This is a genomic window from Wylensekiella montiformis (assembly GCF_009697385.1).
Lineage (GTDB): Bacteria > Bacillota > Negativicutes > Selenomonadales > Selenomonadaceae > Selenomonas_A > Selenomonas_A montiformis.
In genome coordinates this window covers 114969-132457 of record NZ_VUNL01000007.1, presented here as the reverse complement: position 1 = coordinate 132457, position 17489 = coordinate 114969, and the positions used below count along the sequence as shown (strand labels likewise).

The following is a 17489-nucleotide window of genomic DNA, read 5'->3' as shown; positions in this document are numbered from 1 at the left end:
AATACGGCTCTCACAGCTCCTTGGCAGCGCACTGCAGAAACCTTTCATATTCTGGCCGGAACATAACAAAATCCAAATCATCATCCCAGGGAACAAACCCTTTATGCCGCACCGCACCTAGCAATGTCCCATAATCTGCATAATAACGAATACTATATTTCTGACAGATCTCATGGAATACACGCCAAATCTCCAAACTTTTGTTCCATATTCTTTTACGATCTTGTGTAACCAAAAAGCCATATCTTATCTCATCATGCGCTATATCATGTATAAAAATATTCTTATTCATATTCATCTCTCGATACTACCTATAAAACCGCTCAAACAAACATTTTTCGTATATATTTTCCAACGCCTGCATATAACCAGCACTATCCATAAGCGGCGACACCTTCATCATCCGGCGAAGATTTGCCCGCAGCAATGAGAGCAATTCCGAGTCGCCTGCAATCTTCACGGCAATGTCCACATAGCCTTTCGCATCCTCAGCGACCAGCTCCTGCAACCCCAAGTTTGCTAGGAAACTATAACCGAATCGTGCCCCATGGCGATTGCCCTTGAGCGTCACCACTGGTACACCCATGTACAGGGCCTCACAAGTCGTAAGACCGCCTGGATACGGACTGGTATCCAGTGCGATGTCCATATCATTATATTGTTCGAGATAATCCCTCGATAATCCTCTAAACTCGATGCGCTCCATCGGCATTCCCAGCCGCTCAAAACGCTGCTGCGTATAGGAAAGCCCCTCTTCAGTCCCCAAAAGCGAATGTTTCAGCAGCAAATGTGAATCCGGCACGCGCTGCAGGATTTCCTTCCATACCAACAGCATGCCATCATTGACCTTCGCAAAATTATTGAAACAACCAAACGTCACATACCCCTTTACCAGACACGGCAACTGCCCCACCGGTGGGAATGCTGAAAACGGCTGATAACAAAAATGGCTCTGCGGCAGACGTAGTAATTTTTCCGTAAAATAAGGCGAGTGTTCCTCCGGTGAACAGTAACGATCGGACAGAAATCCCTGCATTTCCTGCATCCCAGTGCTATTGAAATAACCAATCCCGGAAATTTGTACCGGCGCCGGCCGATACGCAAACACCGGCAAAGCATTCTCTGCCGAATGCCCCGCCAAGTCGACCAGAATATCGACTTCATCAGCGCGTATCTGCCGCACAATCTCAGCCCAGGAGTAAGCCGAAACATCGCGCCAGACATCGCAGCCCTGCTGCAAAACAGCCGTCACACCGTCGGGCCGCCGCACCAGTGAATACCCATAAACACGAAAACGATTCCTGTCATATTGACAAAACAGCGGCCGCACGAACTGTGCCACCGCATGATCACGCAAGTCAGCCGAAAGATACCCCACCCGTATCTTTTCATGCTGCCAATCTTCCGCTGGATATGGCTCTATCTCTAAATCCGCTAAGAGCCTCCGATACAGCGCATAAAGCGACTGCATATATTCCACCGTAACGCCATCGATGGCATTGGCGGAAAACAGTGCATTGCTGCACTCCACCAGCTTCTGTTCCTTATCCGGCTCCAGCTCCACAGATTTTTTAAACGCTTCTACCGAAAGCTCACTCTCCCCAAGCCGCCGCAACACCGAGCCCAACATACTCCAGACATCAGCCAAAAGTTTTGCCTCACCCGAATCCGCAAAACGCTCCAATAGCTCCTCCAGCACCTCGACTTCCGACACATACTTCTGCCGGTCGCGCAGAATATACGCCATAAGCAGCATCCCACGCAAAGATTTCATGCTACTTTGCTGCCAAAACTCATCCAGCAACTTTTCGGCCTCAATCAAACGCCTTTGTTGCCATAAGCGGAACGCATTCCGATAGGCCTCGATTAACCGCTGACGCCCATTTTCCATATCCCAACCACCTTAACTATATAGCCTCTACTTGGCTTGATAAAGCTCTAAAAAAATCTGTTCCCCAAAGCTGCAATTTTTCTTCCGTTTTGATAAAACTCCTCACATCCTGCTTTGCCTGTTCATAATCGATCGAATCAAATCTCTCAGCCAACATATTCCTCAAATCCTGAATGGTCAAAGTATCTTCCGTATTCCAGTGTCCAGTCTGCTCCAGGCGCTTTTGTAAATGGAACAGATTAACCTTTGTCCTATTCGTAATATACCAGACAAAGTCATAAATGTCTCGCCCTTTTACCCTGTTTCGCCAATTTCGACAAAGCACAGCGTGTAATTTACCGGCAAACAACGACGGTTCATCATACAATCGAACCATGTAAGGAACAGGGCGCAGGCCGTACTTGATATCATACGAAGCGCCCGCAGGAGGATTCGTATCAATCTCCATCTTGATTTTTATTACCTCATGTGGTGCAATCCCTGGAAATCCACGCTCCTCTTTATCCCATATCGTAATCAATTGGATTATGGTTTCGCCCTTGATAAATGCCGACTGAACGTCGGTTTGATTGGCCTTTATCTTTTTAGAAACCGACATTTCCAGGCCATGACTTGCCAAAGCTTCCTCCACATAGGAAAAATATTTCTCCAACGAAAAGTCCGCATTCGGCTCAGCTAGGGAAAAATCCATATCTTCAGAAAAACGATCCAGCCCGTAAAAGATCCGCAACGACGTCCCACCATAAAAAGCCGCTTTTTGAAAAAAATCACTGTGGCTCAATCCATATAACGCAATCTCCTGGACAATCTCCTTCAACGCATTCCTATAGTCATCAGCCGTCTGTGGCTCATAGAACTTCATATAGTCATTCAATAACGTATCCACAAGCTCATCGCCCCTTATTCAAGAATTCCCCTAGCAAATTCAGGTTGCGTCGTCTATAACGTGGCACCAGCTGCTGCAGCTCTTGCCGATTCAACTGCGCAAAAGCTTCCTCATCAATACGTAAATCAGCAAACAACAATTCCCCCAACGCCTTTTGACTATATACCGGCGTCTGAACATACAACATATCACATAACGCCTTTTCTGGAGACGCAATGGCATAAAACATATTTTTTTCCTGCTCACACTTAACCCCAAGCGGAAAAGCAGCCGCAGGGATATCACGATAGGTAAAAACCCCCAAATCATTTTTATATATCTTGGAACGATTCTTCCGAAAAGTAGCTGAGGTACAAGCGTAAACACGCTCCGGAATCAAGCCATATCTTGAAAGTGCTGTTTCAAACGAGATATACGACGGCCCATATATCGCACCTGCCACTAGATATGAGGAAATTTTAGCGGTTGTTACATATAATCCTCTTCGCAAACGAAAAAGATTCCCCTCCTGAACCATTCGCTTGATTTTCATATCAGGATTGGCATACCCAGAAAAAGAATCCAATAAATCATATGTCGTTCTAATCATATCATTTTCCTCCACTAACTACAATTATATGATAGTTAGTGGAGGAAATCAAGATATCTTCAAATACTCTAAACGAGTTAAACAGAAATTCGTGTAGCAAAATACTGTCCTATCTTATGGATAAACTTCAATGCATCCGCTTTCATCTCATCCGGAAACGCCGTCAAAACCGGCGCCGTCTCAAAGCTAAGCACCCCTTGATAACCAATGTTCCGCAATCCGCAGATAAAACCTTCCCAATCGGTAGACGACGCATTTTCCCTCGTCCGGGTGAACGTAAAGGGAATCTGATGCAGATCCAGCCGCCCATCGTTATCATGGATATGCAGCACTTTCAGCCGATGCCCCAGCCGCGTGAGGAAATACTCGAAATCCAATCCTATCAGGTTCGCATGGCCCGTATCAAAACAGAACCCGAGCACCTCCGCGCCATACTGTTCATTAATACGGTCGATGCGCTCGACCGCCTTGTCTACATTGCAGCACGGACCTTCCACCATATGCCCATTTTGGCTGCCATATAGATTCTCGATACAAATCGTAATCCCCATCTCTCTGGCCATCGATGCCAGATAATGGATAAACCGCTCCATCTCAGCCCACTCACGTTCCTCCGCTCCCAGAAAATACGTGAGCTTAAAGCCATGAATTACGATATAAGGACACGCAAAGAACTTGCAGAGCTGCATACTCTTCGGAGCCATTTCCTCCCACAAGTAGCGATTGAGCTCATCATTCCCCTGCGGCACATAGGCAGGATAGGGCATATGCATCTGCCCGATTGTGATTCCCATCTTCGCAGCCGCCTGCTTATGGGGCTGAAAAAAGGCCTCCAGCTCTGCTAACGACTTATCGAAGAAGTGACTGTTCTTCATCTTATAGATATCTGTATTGCGCATATAGTCATTCAAGCTGAAATCCACATGCGAAAATCCCGCCTCCTTCAAAAGACGGAATCCAAGCTCAGGACATGCATCGTCTATTACTTCTTTCGTCTGTACGCCGATTCCCTGCACCGCCATCATTTCACCTGCTCTTTCCATGCATCCGACTCCAGCCGCTCAAAATGGAACGACGGCATAAACTCATCATTGAAGCGCTCAATCGGATTCTTTACCCCCATATCCCGCAATTGCTGCTCGATTTCCTCATAATACACATTGCAGATAAAAATCGCGCAAGTCTCCGAAAGACTCAGCAAATCCTTCGGCGCATGCACCGTCAACCCACAGAACTCAGTCCCCCAAACCTGCGGGTTATTGTCGCAGGCATAAAGCGGCGGGAACTCCTCGCCATAGCATTTCATATACGCCCGGCACATATTTCCTGCACCAAACAATACCCGCGCAGGATACCGCCGCAAACATCCCTCCATCTGCACCTGCCAGGTCAGATACTTCGCCACCTCCCGAGCAAAAGAAAGCATAGCTGGACGCAGCAGCCCAGATAAAGCCGTAAGCGTCGTCCGGAAATCCAGTACCGCAGCCCCAGAGAAATCTACCGCCCGCAAACCACGGATAAGATTTAGCCAATCCATGCGCGAACCGCTGCCATGCGCCGACGAAAACGGCAGCAGTGAATCGTCATGCACACCATCATTTTCCCGCAGGATAACGGCCTGCAGCCGTACACCCAAACCAGTAGCGAAATCGCACATATTCTGCCCCGTAAGATTGCAGACGCCAGCATCCAGACAAAAGCCCAGCACATCCGCCCCTAGTTCAGCATTGAGTTCATCAACAAACGCCACTGCCTGCGCTGGCTCGCCACAGAACCCGCGCACCAAATGACCATTCATATCCCTATAGCCATTTACCACCAGCAAGCGTATCTTTGCCGACTGCGCCGCTCGTCCCAGTCGCAAAAAATACTCACGATTCTTTGCTAAATTCTCTGCATAACTGCCACCAGCCAAGCCACGCACCACTAAAGCCTCAATCCCATATCCCGCAGTCTTTTGCAAGCAGATTTCCGCCAGTCTTCTCTCCAGATTTTCCCCATCAGCAACCTTCTGCTCGGACTCAAAATGCGGAGCAAAAGCCAGGCCAAGCGGCATTCCCTGCCTCCTGGCCTCCTCGACATACCGATCCGCCCACTCCTGCCAATGAGCCTCAGCCTCAGCCCGCCGTTTTTCCCCAGCAAAACCACCAGCAAACAGCCCAAAATCCACCACCGTCTCAGAAAAGCCGCTCTGAGCAAGCTTTTCCAACCCGCCACGCGGCCGCCTATACTCAACAATCCCCACCGGAGAACAAACTACCTTCATACTTACACCTGCCTATTCGAAAAAACCGCTGACTTCTTATTGAAATCAGCGGTATATATGAGCTTCTATCCATAGTGATAAATCCTGATACGCTATCTTGCCCTTAGCAACTCCTAAAATAGTATCTTCCATTTCATCCTCAGTGCATGCCAAAGATTTATTATTTGCAAGAATAATACTCATTTATTTGCCAGCCTTCTATAAAGATTCTCATTCTTCTTCATGACTTGCTGCGACAGTTGCGCCCATAATTCTTTAACCTGAGCATTATTCTGAGACGTTAGTACAATACGTGTCGACTGTGTGCCAAGACTAGCCTTGGTATGTGTCACTACCATTTTTTTATCCATCGTCAGCACCTCCTTGACGACATTATAACATCACCACCTATCAGTTTCAATATTCGGTTATCAACGTACCATCGACATAAAAATGTATTATATCAACCGTTCCGCAATCAATTTCTTGAGTTTTGTCGACGACGTACTCTGCGTATACGGGAAGAACACCATCGTGCTGCCCCGTTCCTCCAGCCACTCTTTCTTTCGCAGCCACACCGGATCATGCTCATAGTCGCTGCCGGAGAACTGCACATCAAAATGCAGGGATCTCCACGCCACATCCGTATCCCCATATCCTACCGGTATTCGGACAGCTTCATCTACATATCTGCATGACCGAACCATTTCGATTCTCTCATCAAAGGGAACGAAAGGCTCTGTATGCTTGCTGGCAATCACATCTTCATCAGGTACTACGCCGACAATCAAATACTCGCACTGCTCCTTTGCCCGTTTGAACATATTGAGATGACCGATATGAAACAGGTCGAATACTCCTGCAATATAGCCGACGTGGTACTTCTTATGCTTCGCTACCACATCGGATATCTTCATCGTCTCCAACGGACGCGTCTTCCGCTGATACCCAACTGCCGGATTGAATACGCCGTAGTCTGTCACACCCATTTCACGGATCTGATTCAGCACGGAAAGATAATTCTTAATGCAGACGATGACCTTATATGTACCTGACTCCAACTTTTTAAGGTAATCCGGCGAATAAATCGAAATCCCTTTCAGTTCAGTGTCCCATACGTTTTGATTATTGTCTACGATAGCACTTATTGCATAGTCTTCCCCGTAAACCTCTATAAATTCTTTCGCATAATTCCCTGACCCAAAAAGGATGAGCTTCCTGCTATCGGCATGCTCAAAGATATCTACAAAAATCCTCCTGTATTCTCCCGCAGAAAAGTTGAGTCTCTGCCTATTGTCGTTTACCGTGTTGTAATCCACACAATGTTTCAAATAATAGCTTTTAAGAGTATTATCATTTCTTATGTGTTCCAGATACAGGAGCTCATAGGTCTGCAATATTTTTCTCTTCTCATATATGCCGTATCTATGCAGCACATCATCCATAGGGATCAGCTGCTCCAGCAGCTCATTTCCCGCATATACCGTAGCAATGACGCGCCATTTCATCACATCAAGCGGCAGATTGGCAAGCAAGAATTCCTGATCAAACATCTGAAAACGGCCATGCACATAAAAGCTATTGATGGGAACGAAATCAAAAAGGCCGTTCTGCAAAGCCTTGCCAGACCGCAGCATTCGCTCCATATCGGCCGTTTCACGCGGATTCATGCCATGAGCCAATAGACTGCGTATGGCATCCGCGATATCCCGCTCCGACAGCATCTTCAGATCTGACGAACGTTCTAATTCTGCCATAAACATATCCATCAACTCGAAAAAACGGTCGCTACTTTCAGCCGCCGTACTGGTCAGCGTGCCCCTTCCCGTTTCCGCATGGATAAACTCCGATGAATAGATTCCCAGACCATCGACTTCATGATACCTCCCTGCCACGACAGGAATATCTCTGTCCATCAGCAGTTTGCTATTCGATTCCAGCAATCTCAAGCTAGCATTGGCTCTCGCATCATACGCTTTTTTCTGCACGCCTTCTCTTGTGAGAATCGTAGAAAACGCATGCTCAGGTACTCTTTCAAGTGCATTGGATACTTCCAATATCAAATTTTCTTTTTTCTGCCCCACAGAACAGTCAAACAGATAAGCATTTGCCATCTGATGAAACATGCCGTTATCCATCAGCCCGGCATACAGACGTTCCTCTTCCAGAAATACCGCATCCGGATATCCATACTTGGGCCTGATTCTATTGATCAGATCCTCATTCGGAACAAAGCCCTCGGAAAATATATACTGCGGATAATCCAAGCCCGAATATACAGAGTACGATACCATATCGTCATCCGACCATCCTGCGTCCTGCAGCATAGACCTGATCTCGGCAAAATCGTACATACGCCCATAAAACGTATCGGTCTCTTTCGCGTATGACCGCCGGTAATTTTCGATGCCATCAAAATTTCTTTGCGTATATATATCCCTATCGCCGCAAAAATATCGGATTCCCAGACGGTTATTCATCCCCAGCAGCAAATGCCCGCCACGGCAAAGCGCCTTGGACATCTGCCCAATTATCGCACTTATATCCTTTGTTTTTTCTAGCGCTGCGATGGATATCGCATAGTCGTACTTCTGCGCCAGTTTATGAAAGTCCGCCGACGATGCAGGCGATATTCTGGTAACGGTCTTTATTTTCCTTTCGCCCTGCAGTCTCGTCAGATATTCATATACAGGCTCCTCTTCACCGCCAACATATAGCACCGACTGATCATTCCGAAAACCATACCAGCTCAAAATACCAGCCTGCACCCGTCGAATAATACTGCTCACATCTGCCATCAAATCCCGCCTTTGCACAATCATGGTTCATAAATCACAAGTTGATCTTCACGGACTCCCATATCCCGTAACTGCTGCTGCATCTCCGCATAATGCATTTTATTCGCCACCACGAAGGTATCATCACAGTATTTTTCCACTGCAAGATTCGGAGGAATCACCTCAATGCCACAGAACGAACTGCCCCATCGTTTACGATCATTATCGGTAACTGCATCGATACGGATGTTTCGCTGTCCATCCTGTTCGATGCGCACCAAGGCATCCAGTAATCCCTCTCCTCGTATTCCGCAGCCAAAAAGAACGATTTTTCCATTATTTTGACTAACAAGCTCAGCCATATTTTGTCTTTTCGCCTTTGCTCTCTGGTTTTCTTCCATTAACTGTCTGGCATATCCAGATACATCCGCTATGAGTTTCTCTGCCCGACTGATCGTATCAGCACTGACTTCACATATATTATCCGAATAATCTCCGCCGAAACGCACTGCTAGCTGCCGTCTAAACCACTGATATGGTTCATGAAACAACGCCGCGCTGATATCATAATCCACCATAGGAAGCACCAAATTTGTCATACCGACCAGAGAATTCAGCATCTTCCAGTCAACCACTTTCTTTATCCTGCTAAACTGAGTCTCGGGAATGACCTGACCATTATAGAGCCTGTCGTACTCTCCTGCGACCTGAACCATGCTTTTATTCTGCCTGATGGATGATTCATTTCGATCAAAAGTATACAGATAGTAATATCGATCCAGATACATGGTCCTGCCGGAGGCCGCGTAGAGCTCTACCGAAAGCCCCAGATCCTGATAGGCGGCCCCCGGCGATTCCTGGCAGAAAACAGCATGATCCAAAAGAAACTCGCGCCTGTAAATCCCTGACCATATCGGCCAGTCCTGGTCTAGAAGTTTCGGATAATCCGACGGACGGATGACCTGCCCATACAAATCCGCATACCCGGCATGCTCCAAGGTACGCGACGGACGCCGTATCCCTCTGCCGCCGATATGTTCGCAAAAATAAAAATTGCATCGAACGGCATCCAGATGATAAGCCTCAGCCTTTTCATACATCAACGGCAGGAGATCTGGCTGAATCCTGTCATCGGTCTCCACTAGGCCAAGATACGCTCCCCTGGCTTGTCGGATACCTAGGTTCACCTGATACCCATAGCTCTTCACCGGCGAATCGATCAAACGAATCCGCGTATCCCCGGCTGCATATTCAGCCAGGATCTCCCGCGTCCCGTCCGTCGACCCCGCATCGATGCAGAGAATCTCGATATCCCGCAACGTCTGATGGATGACGCTGTCCAGACACTGCCGTATATACGATACCACATTGAGCGACGGCATGATAATAGAAACCTTGATACGCATATTTTCCCTCACGATTTCTTTTTCCAGCACTCTACCGTTTTCCCCAGTTCCTCTATCAATCTTTCCGAGAATTTCTTCGGCGTGAAATACTCCTCATAGGTATGCCGAGCCGCGCATCGCATAGCCTCATATTCCCGCGGCCGCTCGATGATATGCCGCATACGCCGCGCCAAAGCCTCCGCATCCTCTACTGGTACGATCAAGCCATTCTTCCCTGACTGGATCATTCCATTCATTCCAGCAGCATCCGTCGCAATACAGATTTTCCGATACATCATGCCTTCCGCCATGGTCGTCGGCAGACATTCCTCGCGCGATGCACAGACAACAACATCGATCCGGCGATATGCCTTACGCATCTCGGCACGATTCAATACCCCCAAGAGCTTGACGCTCGGCTCCTTCTCTGCCGCTGCCCGAACCGCTGCAGAGAAGGCATCTTCCCCGTCACTGCCGCCGATGAGGACAAACGCAGCCTTTTCCTTGAGCTGCTCTGGCAGCAGCGCCACGGCCCGGAGAAACACATCCTGCCCCTTGCGCTCGCACACCCCGCCGATGATAGCAAACGTGACGCGTTCCTGCGGCTCATCGATAAAATCCTGCCCGCTGTCCGGCAGACAGTAGGGCAGGATGGCATCGACGCGGCCAGGATAGTAATGCTCGAAATTTGCTTTCGCCTGCTCGCTTACGGCAGCGATCCGAAGGCGGAAAAAGTTCTCTTCCCGCAGCAGCTCCGGAAACTCCTGCTGGATATCTCGATAAACACTGCAAAAACGGTTACTCGGCTCATGCATCCACCAAAGCGTCGGAACGCATTGGCTTGCCTCTACCGCAAATGCGCCATTTTGGTACACATTCACGAGACAAGCATCATACGCATACATCCAGTCCATTTGTTCACGATTCAGATAACGCACCCCCGGCATCAAACAAACCTTCACGGGGAGCCGCAATACTTCCTTCAACAGTTTCTCGTTGGCAGCCGGTGCCGCGATCGTCACACGATCACCGCGCGCAGACATCGCCTCTGCCGCATGAACCAAAGCAAGCGTTCCCCCATTATAATCCAAATCCACCGTCGTCATGAGAATCCGCATGCCCGAGCAATCACCAAAAGTCCCGAATTCCTGCCGCGCAGCTCCCTTTTTTTTCGCCAAATAGGCCAGATAAGAGAGGATCTTCGCATGGGACACGCCGCACGTATGCAAAGACTTCGCAATATCAACAAAGGATGCATTCGTAACAACGATTGCATCAAAATCTTTCTGCAGCGCTTCCTCCAGCAAATAAACGGGGGCACCATCGAAATTACGGCATTCCCGCGCCCTCCGATCTATGAAGCCGAGAAACGTATCCTCCTCACGCAGCTCCGTTAGTTCGTCTCGCCGCCGTTGATAAAATCTGCCAATCCCATAAAAAAATATCCGCATATTTCCCCTCCGTACGCTGTAATGCTGTCCCACACCCCGAACATTATCCTCATCCACAAAATTTACCGCTGCCACACGCTCCCCTACCGCAGATAGAACAATATGCCCCGATTTTGAGGCTCCGGTAATGACAACCAACGTCCCTGTATCCTCCAAGTCATCCTGCAACTCTTCCTCGTAAGTGCTATCCTCATCAAATAAGCGATCAATATAGGTCATTTTCGGAAACGCCTTCGGCTGGAACACCTCACCTGGCTTATACATCTCATTGCTCTCCGTACGAAAGCCACGAAATCATTTGCTTTATTATATCATAGATTTTGCCGCCCTTTCTCCCACACACACCAGATTCGCTCCTAAGCAGGCAAATGAAAGCACCTCCACCTGGAAATAGTCATAAATCCCCCGCAGGGTCTCTTCGCTGAACACATGCTGATGCAGGCAGCGGTTCTTGAAATTCTCTTTCGAACGACGGAGAAAATTCTCCCGACCGCCGCAAGGCGGATCCATTTCGTAATCATGGAGTGCAGCGATTTCCGGCAAATGCGTGAGATCATCCTCGCCAATGTCACGCTTATAATCCTCCAGCAAATGTTCAAAAGCCGTGTAAGGCCGCCGATGATCGAACGTCTTCTCCTTGAACGGGACAACGATGACGAGATAGCCTCCCGGCTTCAGTATCCGGACGAACTCGGCAACAGCCTTCAGCGGATTCGCGATATGCTCGAGATTATTCGATGACAACACGAAATCATACTTCGCATCAGCAATCATGGAGAGATCCACCGCATCCGCGATGAATACCTTCCCAAGCGTTCTTGTCCCCCCCCGGTAGACATTTTCTTTTTTCTTCCACCACACTGTATCGGCACTGAAATTCACATCATCACAGCCCCGGCAGCGACGATAAATCTCCGCAAAACAATGTGACGGCCCGCCAATCTCGATTCCATACCGCCCGTCAAACCGCTGAAACGTATAGACATCATCCTCCAGCTCCGTCTCAATCTCACTCAACTTGATGAGCCTTTCCCGCGCGACACCGAGCGCAGTGAGTTCGCCTGCGATTTCATCAAAATACTTGTCCGATGTAATAGCGATACAATCGCTGGCCCCTTGTACACAATCCGCCTGCGTACCGACAACAAAGCTCCCATTACCAACGGTTACCCGCTCCCCAGCCTTTGCCTTATCATATACGCCGACAACATGATAGTCATGCCTTTTCAACGCTTCTGCATAAAACTTGCAATCTATAAAAGAGCGAAATCGCTTGCCTGTACCATAGAGTATAATGTTCATTTTATTATCTCCCCTCATCCCCTAACATCCTGTTGCCCCATTCTCCCAGCCTCGAAATCCTCCCGCGCGCGGCAGAATGCCACCTGAATCTCTTCACTGTGATCCTCAAGCTGCGCCTGCGCTTCCAAGGAATGAACATGGTCTATAAAATATTGTTGGTAAATCGTTGACACTACCCCCTATACTTGCCCATGACATGAGCTGCAAAATCTAATTTAGCTCTTTTCACCATACTAGTAATCTTATCGGCCTGCTTTTCTAACATCATAGCCCTATCCAATCCATCCAGCACTTCATCCCATATAAATTCATAAGCGGAGCCATGAAACTTATCCTTGCAATAGAGCGCATTGCGATACTGATAATAATAACGCAGTGGTCCATATTTATTCGTATGGTATATGTGTCCCTTGACATTGATGTCCTTGCTGTCTGTATCATCAATCTGATGATACAGACAGCAGTCATTCAGCCTAAGCGTCTGATACCCTTGCAGCATGCATCGGACGACGAAATCTATATCCACCGAATCAATAAACAGATTTCTGTCATATCCTCCGATTGCCCGGATACTCCTGATGCGCTGCAACATTCCGCTTTGCGCAATATAAGATGTATGCAAACAAAAAGGAAACCCCGCCGCTTTGATAGTCCGCTCTTCTTCCTCATCCAACACCAACCTTGGAGAGACAACAGCAACATCCTCTGTGCATTGCATAGAATCAATAAAGCGTCTCATGCCACCGATCATATTACGTGCTGGTAGACTATCCTGATCAAAGGTCATTATCCAGCCATAGCCAGTACCATCCAGCCGCTTGACCAAACAATTGATAGGTTCCCCCAGACCAATATTTTCACCCTGATTCCATTCATATACCGTATTCTTTGGAAAATCTTCCAAATCAAATAAATTCTTATGGCTCTCCGGCGAATTATCAAAAAGAACGAGGTGGTCAAGCTCAGCAGCATATTGTTTCGCATACGAAAAATTCTGTGAAGAAGGCTGATACATGATGACCAGACCGCAGATTTTCTCTTGCCGCGCAGCAGAGAGCTTCATTTTCTCCTCATGAATGATCTTTTGCAGCGGAAGCCTGCCGAAGATAACATCTCCGATGTCGATGACCTTTTCTGGACGCGCATGCTTTTTCACGTATAGGCGTACGAACTGCTCAACGTTATTCGAGAGAACAAAAATAACATCACACATCAGCGCCTCCGGGGCATAAACACGATGCCCCGTGGCCAGTACTGTCCCCTGCTTCGGCGGGTACATATCATATACACCAGAAAGATACTCTGCCTGCGGGTCATAATACTGTAAAAAGGCGCAACCACGATTGCCAGCACCCCAAAGCATCATCCTTTTCCCCTTGGCATGATAATACGAAAGCAACTGGCTGATCGTGTCCTGCGCGCTAGCTAGCCAATGATATAGTGATTGCATAGTTCCCCTCTCTTTTACTAAATCCAAGATTTTGCCTTATTTTCCTTCCCCAAAAAGATCCGGTACCTTCCGTTCAAGCTCCCATCGATAATAATTCTCTACTGTCTCTGTATCCGTACCGTCATGCTGATACCGAATGGTTCCTAAATCCACAATCGGGTCTCTCATAATCGGCTGATCCAGAACAGCCTGCAGCTCCGGCTTCGGCGTGATACCGTTCTCCTCCATCATGCTGATGTCGCGAAACTCCTCCCGGCTATAGGTGCCCCAGTTCAATATTTTCGTAAAGAACAGCTCATCAACACCCAGCCGCTTGCCCCATTCAACAAAAGGAATCATCTCTTGGAAATTCTGCCGCTGTACCACAAAATTAAAGCGCAGATAGGAAAGCTCCCCTATCTTACGCAGCTGGCTGGCATACGCCATATTCCTCTCCAATACTGCAAACATCCCCCCCCGGCGGATATTTGCATATGTTTCTGGCGTGGCTGCATCGATGGACACCGTCATCATGATTTTTGCGTCCGTATAGCGGCGCAGCTCTGCCCACTTCTCCGGTGTAAAAAGCAAGCCATTGGTCAAAAGGCGAAACCAGCGGATATGCTTCATTTGCTCCGAGGCATACACGGTGCGATAGGCATCGGAAAGAAGCACCTCACCGTCGCCCGCCATAATCAGGAACTCGCAGCCGGGGAGCACTTGATCGCGCACCATCTCCGCAATGCTCTGGATCTGCCGCTTATCTTCCTCTTTCGCCACACGGAAATCCTTGCGACAGGTCACGCATTTTAAATTGCAAGTATAGTCAAAACCGACGGCCACTGTCCGCGGTGCATCCTCCATCTTAGGATATGGTTTAGAGAGATGATAGTCCCTTGTCTCATGGCGCCCGATAAAGAGCGGACACATATCATGCAGGCAAAAACTATACGTCCGATTCACATTAGACAAGCATAGAATACGATGTACGAAGGAATTCCAGCAATCGCGAAAAGACCTCTCCTCTGAAATGTCTCCCAGCGAATTGCGGATAAACGTCGAGCAACAGCAAATCACATTTCCCCTGCCGCCAATCTCCGCATGGTTCAACATACTGCGGCAGGTGAAATCATAAACCTCTGGCTGAAGAATCGTCTGCCGTAAAAGCGTCGACGGCAGCGACTCGATATCCTCATACGTACAGAAATCGCGATAGCGCTTGCACCCCTGCTGCTCTAGGAAATCACAGATTGCCTCATTCCGCGCCACCGCAACCACGATGAAATACCGACTCCAGTCCTGCACCGTCTCTGGTTTGCGGCACGGATAGCCGTAAAACGCTTCTCCCTGAGGCGCTCTATCCAGATACGCCTCGACCTCATACGCCGTATTCCAACGGTAGAACTGCTCCCCCTTACGACCACAGCCCCAGACGAGCATCGGCTTTTCCTCCGGATTCAACTGGACATCATCGAACAGAGGAAAAATCTCCTCAACCCATTGATATTCCTTCCCATGCGCCAGCCCCATCGCCTGCAGCGTCTGCTCCTTTTCCTCATGCGAGAAATCGCAGACGACCAACATATCAAAGTTCGCCCGCAGCGCTGGCAGCGAAGCAACCGGCACAGTCTCAATCCCCGTTCCCTGTGCAAAACCAGCGGCATCCTCGCTCGCATCAGCAAAACAAAGCGAAACCTCCATATCCGTATCCTTCAGCACATAGTAAAAATCCTTCGCCACGCGATTCGCGCCATAGAATGCTATCCTCATCAGATTATTCCTCTCCATCAAAATCTATATCACGACAAAAGACTCAGATTTTTTCGGTATATCGAACCCTTGCCAAATATGCCACAGGGTTCCCCTGGATACTCCTGTACTTGTTTTTCCAACTCAAGTACTCCGCTCTATTCACATTATGCGTACAGCTGCCACTAATGACGATACGATAATAGAACTGATATCCTGGCAGGCAAGGCCGAAGTCTCTTTGCCGTCTCCTCGATCTGTTCGATGGCATGCACAACCTTCGAGCCCTTCAGCTCGATAAAATACGCCGCCTTTTTCTCATCATTCAAGACAAGATAATCGCACTTGATAACATGCTTATCTTTAATCACGTCACCATCAATCAGATATTGACGCACCAGTTGACCGTTCTTATTCACAGCGGTGTGACTGGAGCGCTTTTCCTTTGACACGATGCGTTTTTGCCGCTTATCACAAAGGCTTTGATGTCCGGAAAGGATATCTTTCTCACTCATGGGAATCCTCCGCTTGCCAGTTTATTTCCATCAGTTGCTGCATCTCATCATTAATCTCATCCGACGCACCATCGATCAGCCCATTCTGGATAAATCCTTTGGACAAGCCATCCTCGACCATCCCGCCATTGACATGTCCAACCCAGGTATGCTCCTCGGGCAAAAGCTTCTCCTCCGCAACAGGCATTTGCCTGCGATATTTTTGAGGAATCGTATTGGCGAAGAGTAGATTATTGAGTTCCCCTAAAATATAGGGGCTATGCGTCGTCATCAGCACCTGGTTCCGCTCGTGTCCGAACAACCCCAATGCTTCTGTAATCGCCTTCTGAGCATCTGGATAAAGGTGCGCCTCCGGCTCCTCGATGATGAGGAAGATGGGTTTCCGCTCCAGCAAATAATAATACAGGAGATTGAATACCCATACGGCCTCCTGCTGACCAGACGAGGCAAAGTTGATTTTCACATACCTATGCCCCTCGATATTGAGTCGCTCCTCACCCGACTGATAGGAATAGCGCCCCTGCAGGACCCGATCCATCAAGTCTTGCATGATTTTCATTTTTTTGCGATCCACTTTTTCTTGCGTTGTATGCAGTTTCTCTCCTAGGAGTCCCTCTGCTCCATCCCGGAATGCAGACCTTTTCTCCATTGTTAGACGAACATACGCGCGCATGCAGTAATCCAGCGTCCGATCTTCGCTATCCAGGATGCTGGCCAGTCGATCCGTCAATACAGTAATCAGGCTTCTGCCCGCGGGAATATAGATCGTCTCATAGTAATCCTCGAACAGCTTATCGATGTCTGTACGCAGCGTCTGCCTGCGATCTTCTTGATCCCATTCATAAGGCTGATTTTCATAGCGAGAAAGGAACTCCGTAATCTTGTCATCTATCTCGAAACGGACAAAATTACGATAGGAATGATTGTGATCAGGCTCGAGATAAACACTGATTTTCACATGCGGCGCATATTCATACGTCAGTTTCATGTCCTCTGCCATCGACCAGGTAGAGCCAAAAATTTGCAAGAATTTTTTTCTAAGCCTCTTTTCAAATGCCCGGATAATATTCGTCTCATACTCGTCCTCCGAGGGACGATGCGTGATCTGCGCGAAAACATCATCCTTCAAGGTACGAAAGAAATAGATGGATCTTGCAATCGTACTCTTACCGCTCGCCTGCGGGCCTGTCAGAACCGTAAAGTCATCCACATGGATTTCACAATGCCTGATTGGCCCTAGATTTCTTATTTTTAAATGTTGCATACATCCT

At 48.2% G+C, this 17489-nt stretch carries 16 protein-coding genes; all 16 read right to left on the bottom strand.

The features are described from left to right. Positions 1-10 precede the first annotated feature (10 nt). A complete protein-coding gene (locus FYJ78_RS13215) occupies positions 11-292 on the bottom strand; it encodes a LicD family protein (protein WP_195847920.1) in 282 nt (93 codons plus the stop codon). Positions 293-307: 15 nt separating this feature from the next. Further along, positions 308-1774, bottom strand: coding sequence for an O-linked N-acetylglucosamine transferase, SPINDLY family protein (locus FYJ78_RS07645; protein ID WP_195847919.1), 1467 nt, complete (start codon positions 1772-1774; stop codon positions 308-310). Positions 1775-1907: 133 nt separating this feature from the next. Beyond that, entirely contained in the window at positions 1908-2753 is an 846-nt protein-coding gene (locus tag FYJ78_RS07640) for a nucleotidyl transferase AbiEii/AbiGii toxin family protein (RefSeq protein ID WP_154620854.1), read from the bottom strand. Between the two features lie 28 nt (positions 2754-2781). Beyond that, the gene (locus FYJ78_RS07635; protein WP_154620817.1) at positions 2782-3366 is read right to left on the bottom strand and encodes a type IV toxin-antitoxin system AbiEi family antitoxin domain-containing protein; all 585 of its coding nucleotides are present in this window, start codon (positions 3364-3366) and stop codon (positions 2782-2784) included. Between the two features lie 77 nt (positions 3367-3443). Then, a complete protein-coding gene (locus FYJ78_RS07630) occupies positions 3444-4409 on the bottom strand; it encodes a sugar phosphate isomerase/epimerase family protein (protein ID WP_206671385.1) in 966 nt (321 codons plus the stop codon). Then, positions 4388-5632: a hypothetical protein gene (locus FYJ78_RS07625; protein ID WP_154620816.1), complete on the bottom strand. Its 1245-nt coding sequence runs from the start codon at positions 5630-5632 to the stop codon at positions 4388-4390. Before FYJ78_RS07625 ends, FYJ78_RS07630 begins: the two co-directional genes overlap by 22 nt. A gap of 45 nt (positions 5633-5677) precedes the next feature. Further along, positions 5678-5815, bottom strand: coding sequence for a hypothetical protein (locus FYJ78_RS07620; RefSeq protein ID WP_195847918.1), 138 nt, complete (start codon positions 5813-5815; stop codon positions 5678-5680). Then, a complete protein-coding gene (locus FYJ78_RS07615; RefSeq protein WP_154620815.1) occupies positions 5812-5982 on the bottom strand; it encodes a hypothetical protein in 171 nt (56 codons plus the stop codon). Before FYJ78_RS07615 ends, FYJ78_RS07620 begins: the two co-directional genes overlap by 4 nt. Before the next feature lie 87 nt (positions 5983-6069). Next, complete coding sequence (locus FYJ78_RS12815) at positions 6070-8409, bottom strand: adenylyltransferase/cytidyltransferase family protein (protein WP_206671384.1); 2340 nt, start codon at positions 8407-8409, stop codon at positions 6070-6072. A gap of 20 nt (positions 8410-8429) precedes the next feature. Next, positions 8430-9794, bottom strand: coding sequence for a glycosyltransferase family 2 protein (locus FYJ78_RS07605; RefSeq protein WP_195847917.1), 1365 nt, complete (start codon positions 9792-9794; stop codon positions 8430-8432). Positions 9795-9802: 8 nt separating this feature from the next. Continuing rightward, on the bottom strand, positions 9803-11488 hold the full coding sequence (locus FYJ78_RS07600) for a glycosyltransferase family 4 protein (protein WP_154620813.1): 1686 nt from the start codon (positions 11486-11488) through the stop codon (positions 9803-9805). A gap of 42 nt (positions 11489-11530) precedes the next feature. Beyond that, positions 11531-12526 carry a class I SAM-dependent methyltransferase gene (locus tag FYJ78_RS07595; RefSeq protein ID WP_195847916.1) on the bottom strand — a complete coding sequence of 332 codons (996 nt, stop codon included), beginning with the start codon at positions 12524-12526 and terminating at the stop codon, positions 11531-11533. Positions 12527-12698: 172 nt separating this feature from the next. Further along, the gene (locus FYJ78_RS07590) at positions 12699-14003 is read right to left on the bottom strand and encodes a glycosyltransferase family protein (protein ID WP_154620811.1); all 1305 of its coding nucleotides are present in this window, start codon (positions 14001-14003) and stop codon (positions 12699-12701) included. 9 nt (positions 14004-14012) lie between these two features. Then, entirely contained in the window at positions 14013-15725 is a 1713-nt protein-coding gene (locus FYJ78_RS07585; protein ID WP_195847915.1) for a radical SAM protein, read from the bottom strand. 43 nt (positions 15726-15768) lie between these two features. Beyond that, positions 15769-16218, bottom strand: coding sequence for a hypothetical protein (locus FYJ78_RS07580; protein WP_154620809.1), 450 nt, complete (start codon positions 16216-16218; stop codon positions 15769-15771). Beyond that, positions 16211-17482 carry an AAA family ATPase gene (locus FYJ78_RS07575; protein WP_154620808.1) on the bottom strand — a complete coding sequence of 424 codons (1272 nt, stop codon included), beginning with the start codon at positions 17480-17482 and terminating at the stop codon, positions 16211-16213. The genes FYJ78_RS07580 and FYJ78_RS07575 overlap by 8 nt, the downstream gene beginning before the upstream one ends. Positions 17483-17489 lie beyond the last annotated feature (7 nt).

Bases quoted from the DNA above. Each gene is read 5' to 3' on its own strand.
- FYJ78_RS13215 (WP_195847920.1), bottom strand. From the start codon at position 292: ATGAATAAGAATATTTTTATACATGATATAGCGCATGATGAGATAAGA.
- FYJ78_RS07645 (WP_195847919.1), bottom strand. From the start codon at position 1,774: ATGAAATCTTTGCGTGGGATGCTGCTTATGGCGTATATTCTGCGCGAC.
- FYJ78_RS07640 (WP_154620854.1), bottom strand. From the start codon at position 2,753: ATGAAGTTCTATGAGCCACAGACGGCTGATGACTATAGGAATGCGTTG.
- FYJ78_RS07635 (WP_154620817.1), bottom strand. From the start codon at position 3,366: ATGATTAGAACGACATATGATTTATTGGATTCTTTTTCTGGGTATGCC.
- FYJ78_RS07630 (WP_206671385.1), bottom strand. From the start codon at position 4,409: ATGGAAAGAGCAGGTGAAATGATGGCGGTGCAGGGAATCGGCGTACAG.
- FYJ78_RS07625 (WP_154620816.1), bottom strand. From the start codon at position 5,632: ATGAAGGTAGTTTGTTCTCCGGTGGGGATTGTTGAGTATAGGCGGCCG.
- FYJ78_RS07620 (WP_195847918.1), bottom strand. From the start codon at position 5,815: ATGAGTATTATTCTTGCAAATAATAAATCTTTGGCATGCACTGAGGAT.
- FYJ78_RS07615 (WP_154620815.1), bottom strand. From the start codon at position 5,982: ATGGATAAAAAAATGGTAGTGACACATACCAAGGCTAGTCTTGGCACA.
- FYJ78_RS12815 (WP_206671384.1), bottom strand. From the start codon at position 8,409: ATGGCAGATGTGAGCAGTATTATTCGACGGGTGCAGGCTGGTATTTTG.
- FYJ78_RS07605 (WP_195847917.1), bottom strand. From the start codon at position 9,794: ATGCGTATCAAGGTTTCTATTATCATGCCGTCGCTCAATGTGGTATCG.
- FYJ78_RS07600 (WP_154620813.1), bottom strand. From the start codon at position 11,488: ATGTATAAGCCAGGTGAGGTGTTCCAGCCGAAGGCGTTTCCGAAAATG.
- FYJ78_RS07595 (WP_195847916.1), bottom strand. From the start codon at position 12,526: ATGAACATTATACTCTATGGTACAGGCAAGCGATTTCGCTCTTTTATA.
- FYJ78_RS07585 (WP_195847915.1), bottom strand. From the start codon at position 15,725: ATGAGGATAGCATTCTATGGCGCGAATCGCGTGGCGAAGGATTTTTAC.
- FYJ78_RS07580 (WP_154620809.1), bottom strand. From the start codon at position 16,218: ATGAGTGAGAAAGATATCCTTTCCGGACATCAAAGCCTTTGTGATAAG.
- FYJ78_RS07575 (WP_154620808.1), bottom strand. From the start codon at position 17,482: ATGCAACATTTAAAAATAAGAAATCTAGGGCCAATCAGGCATTGTGAA.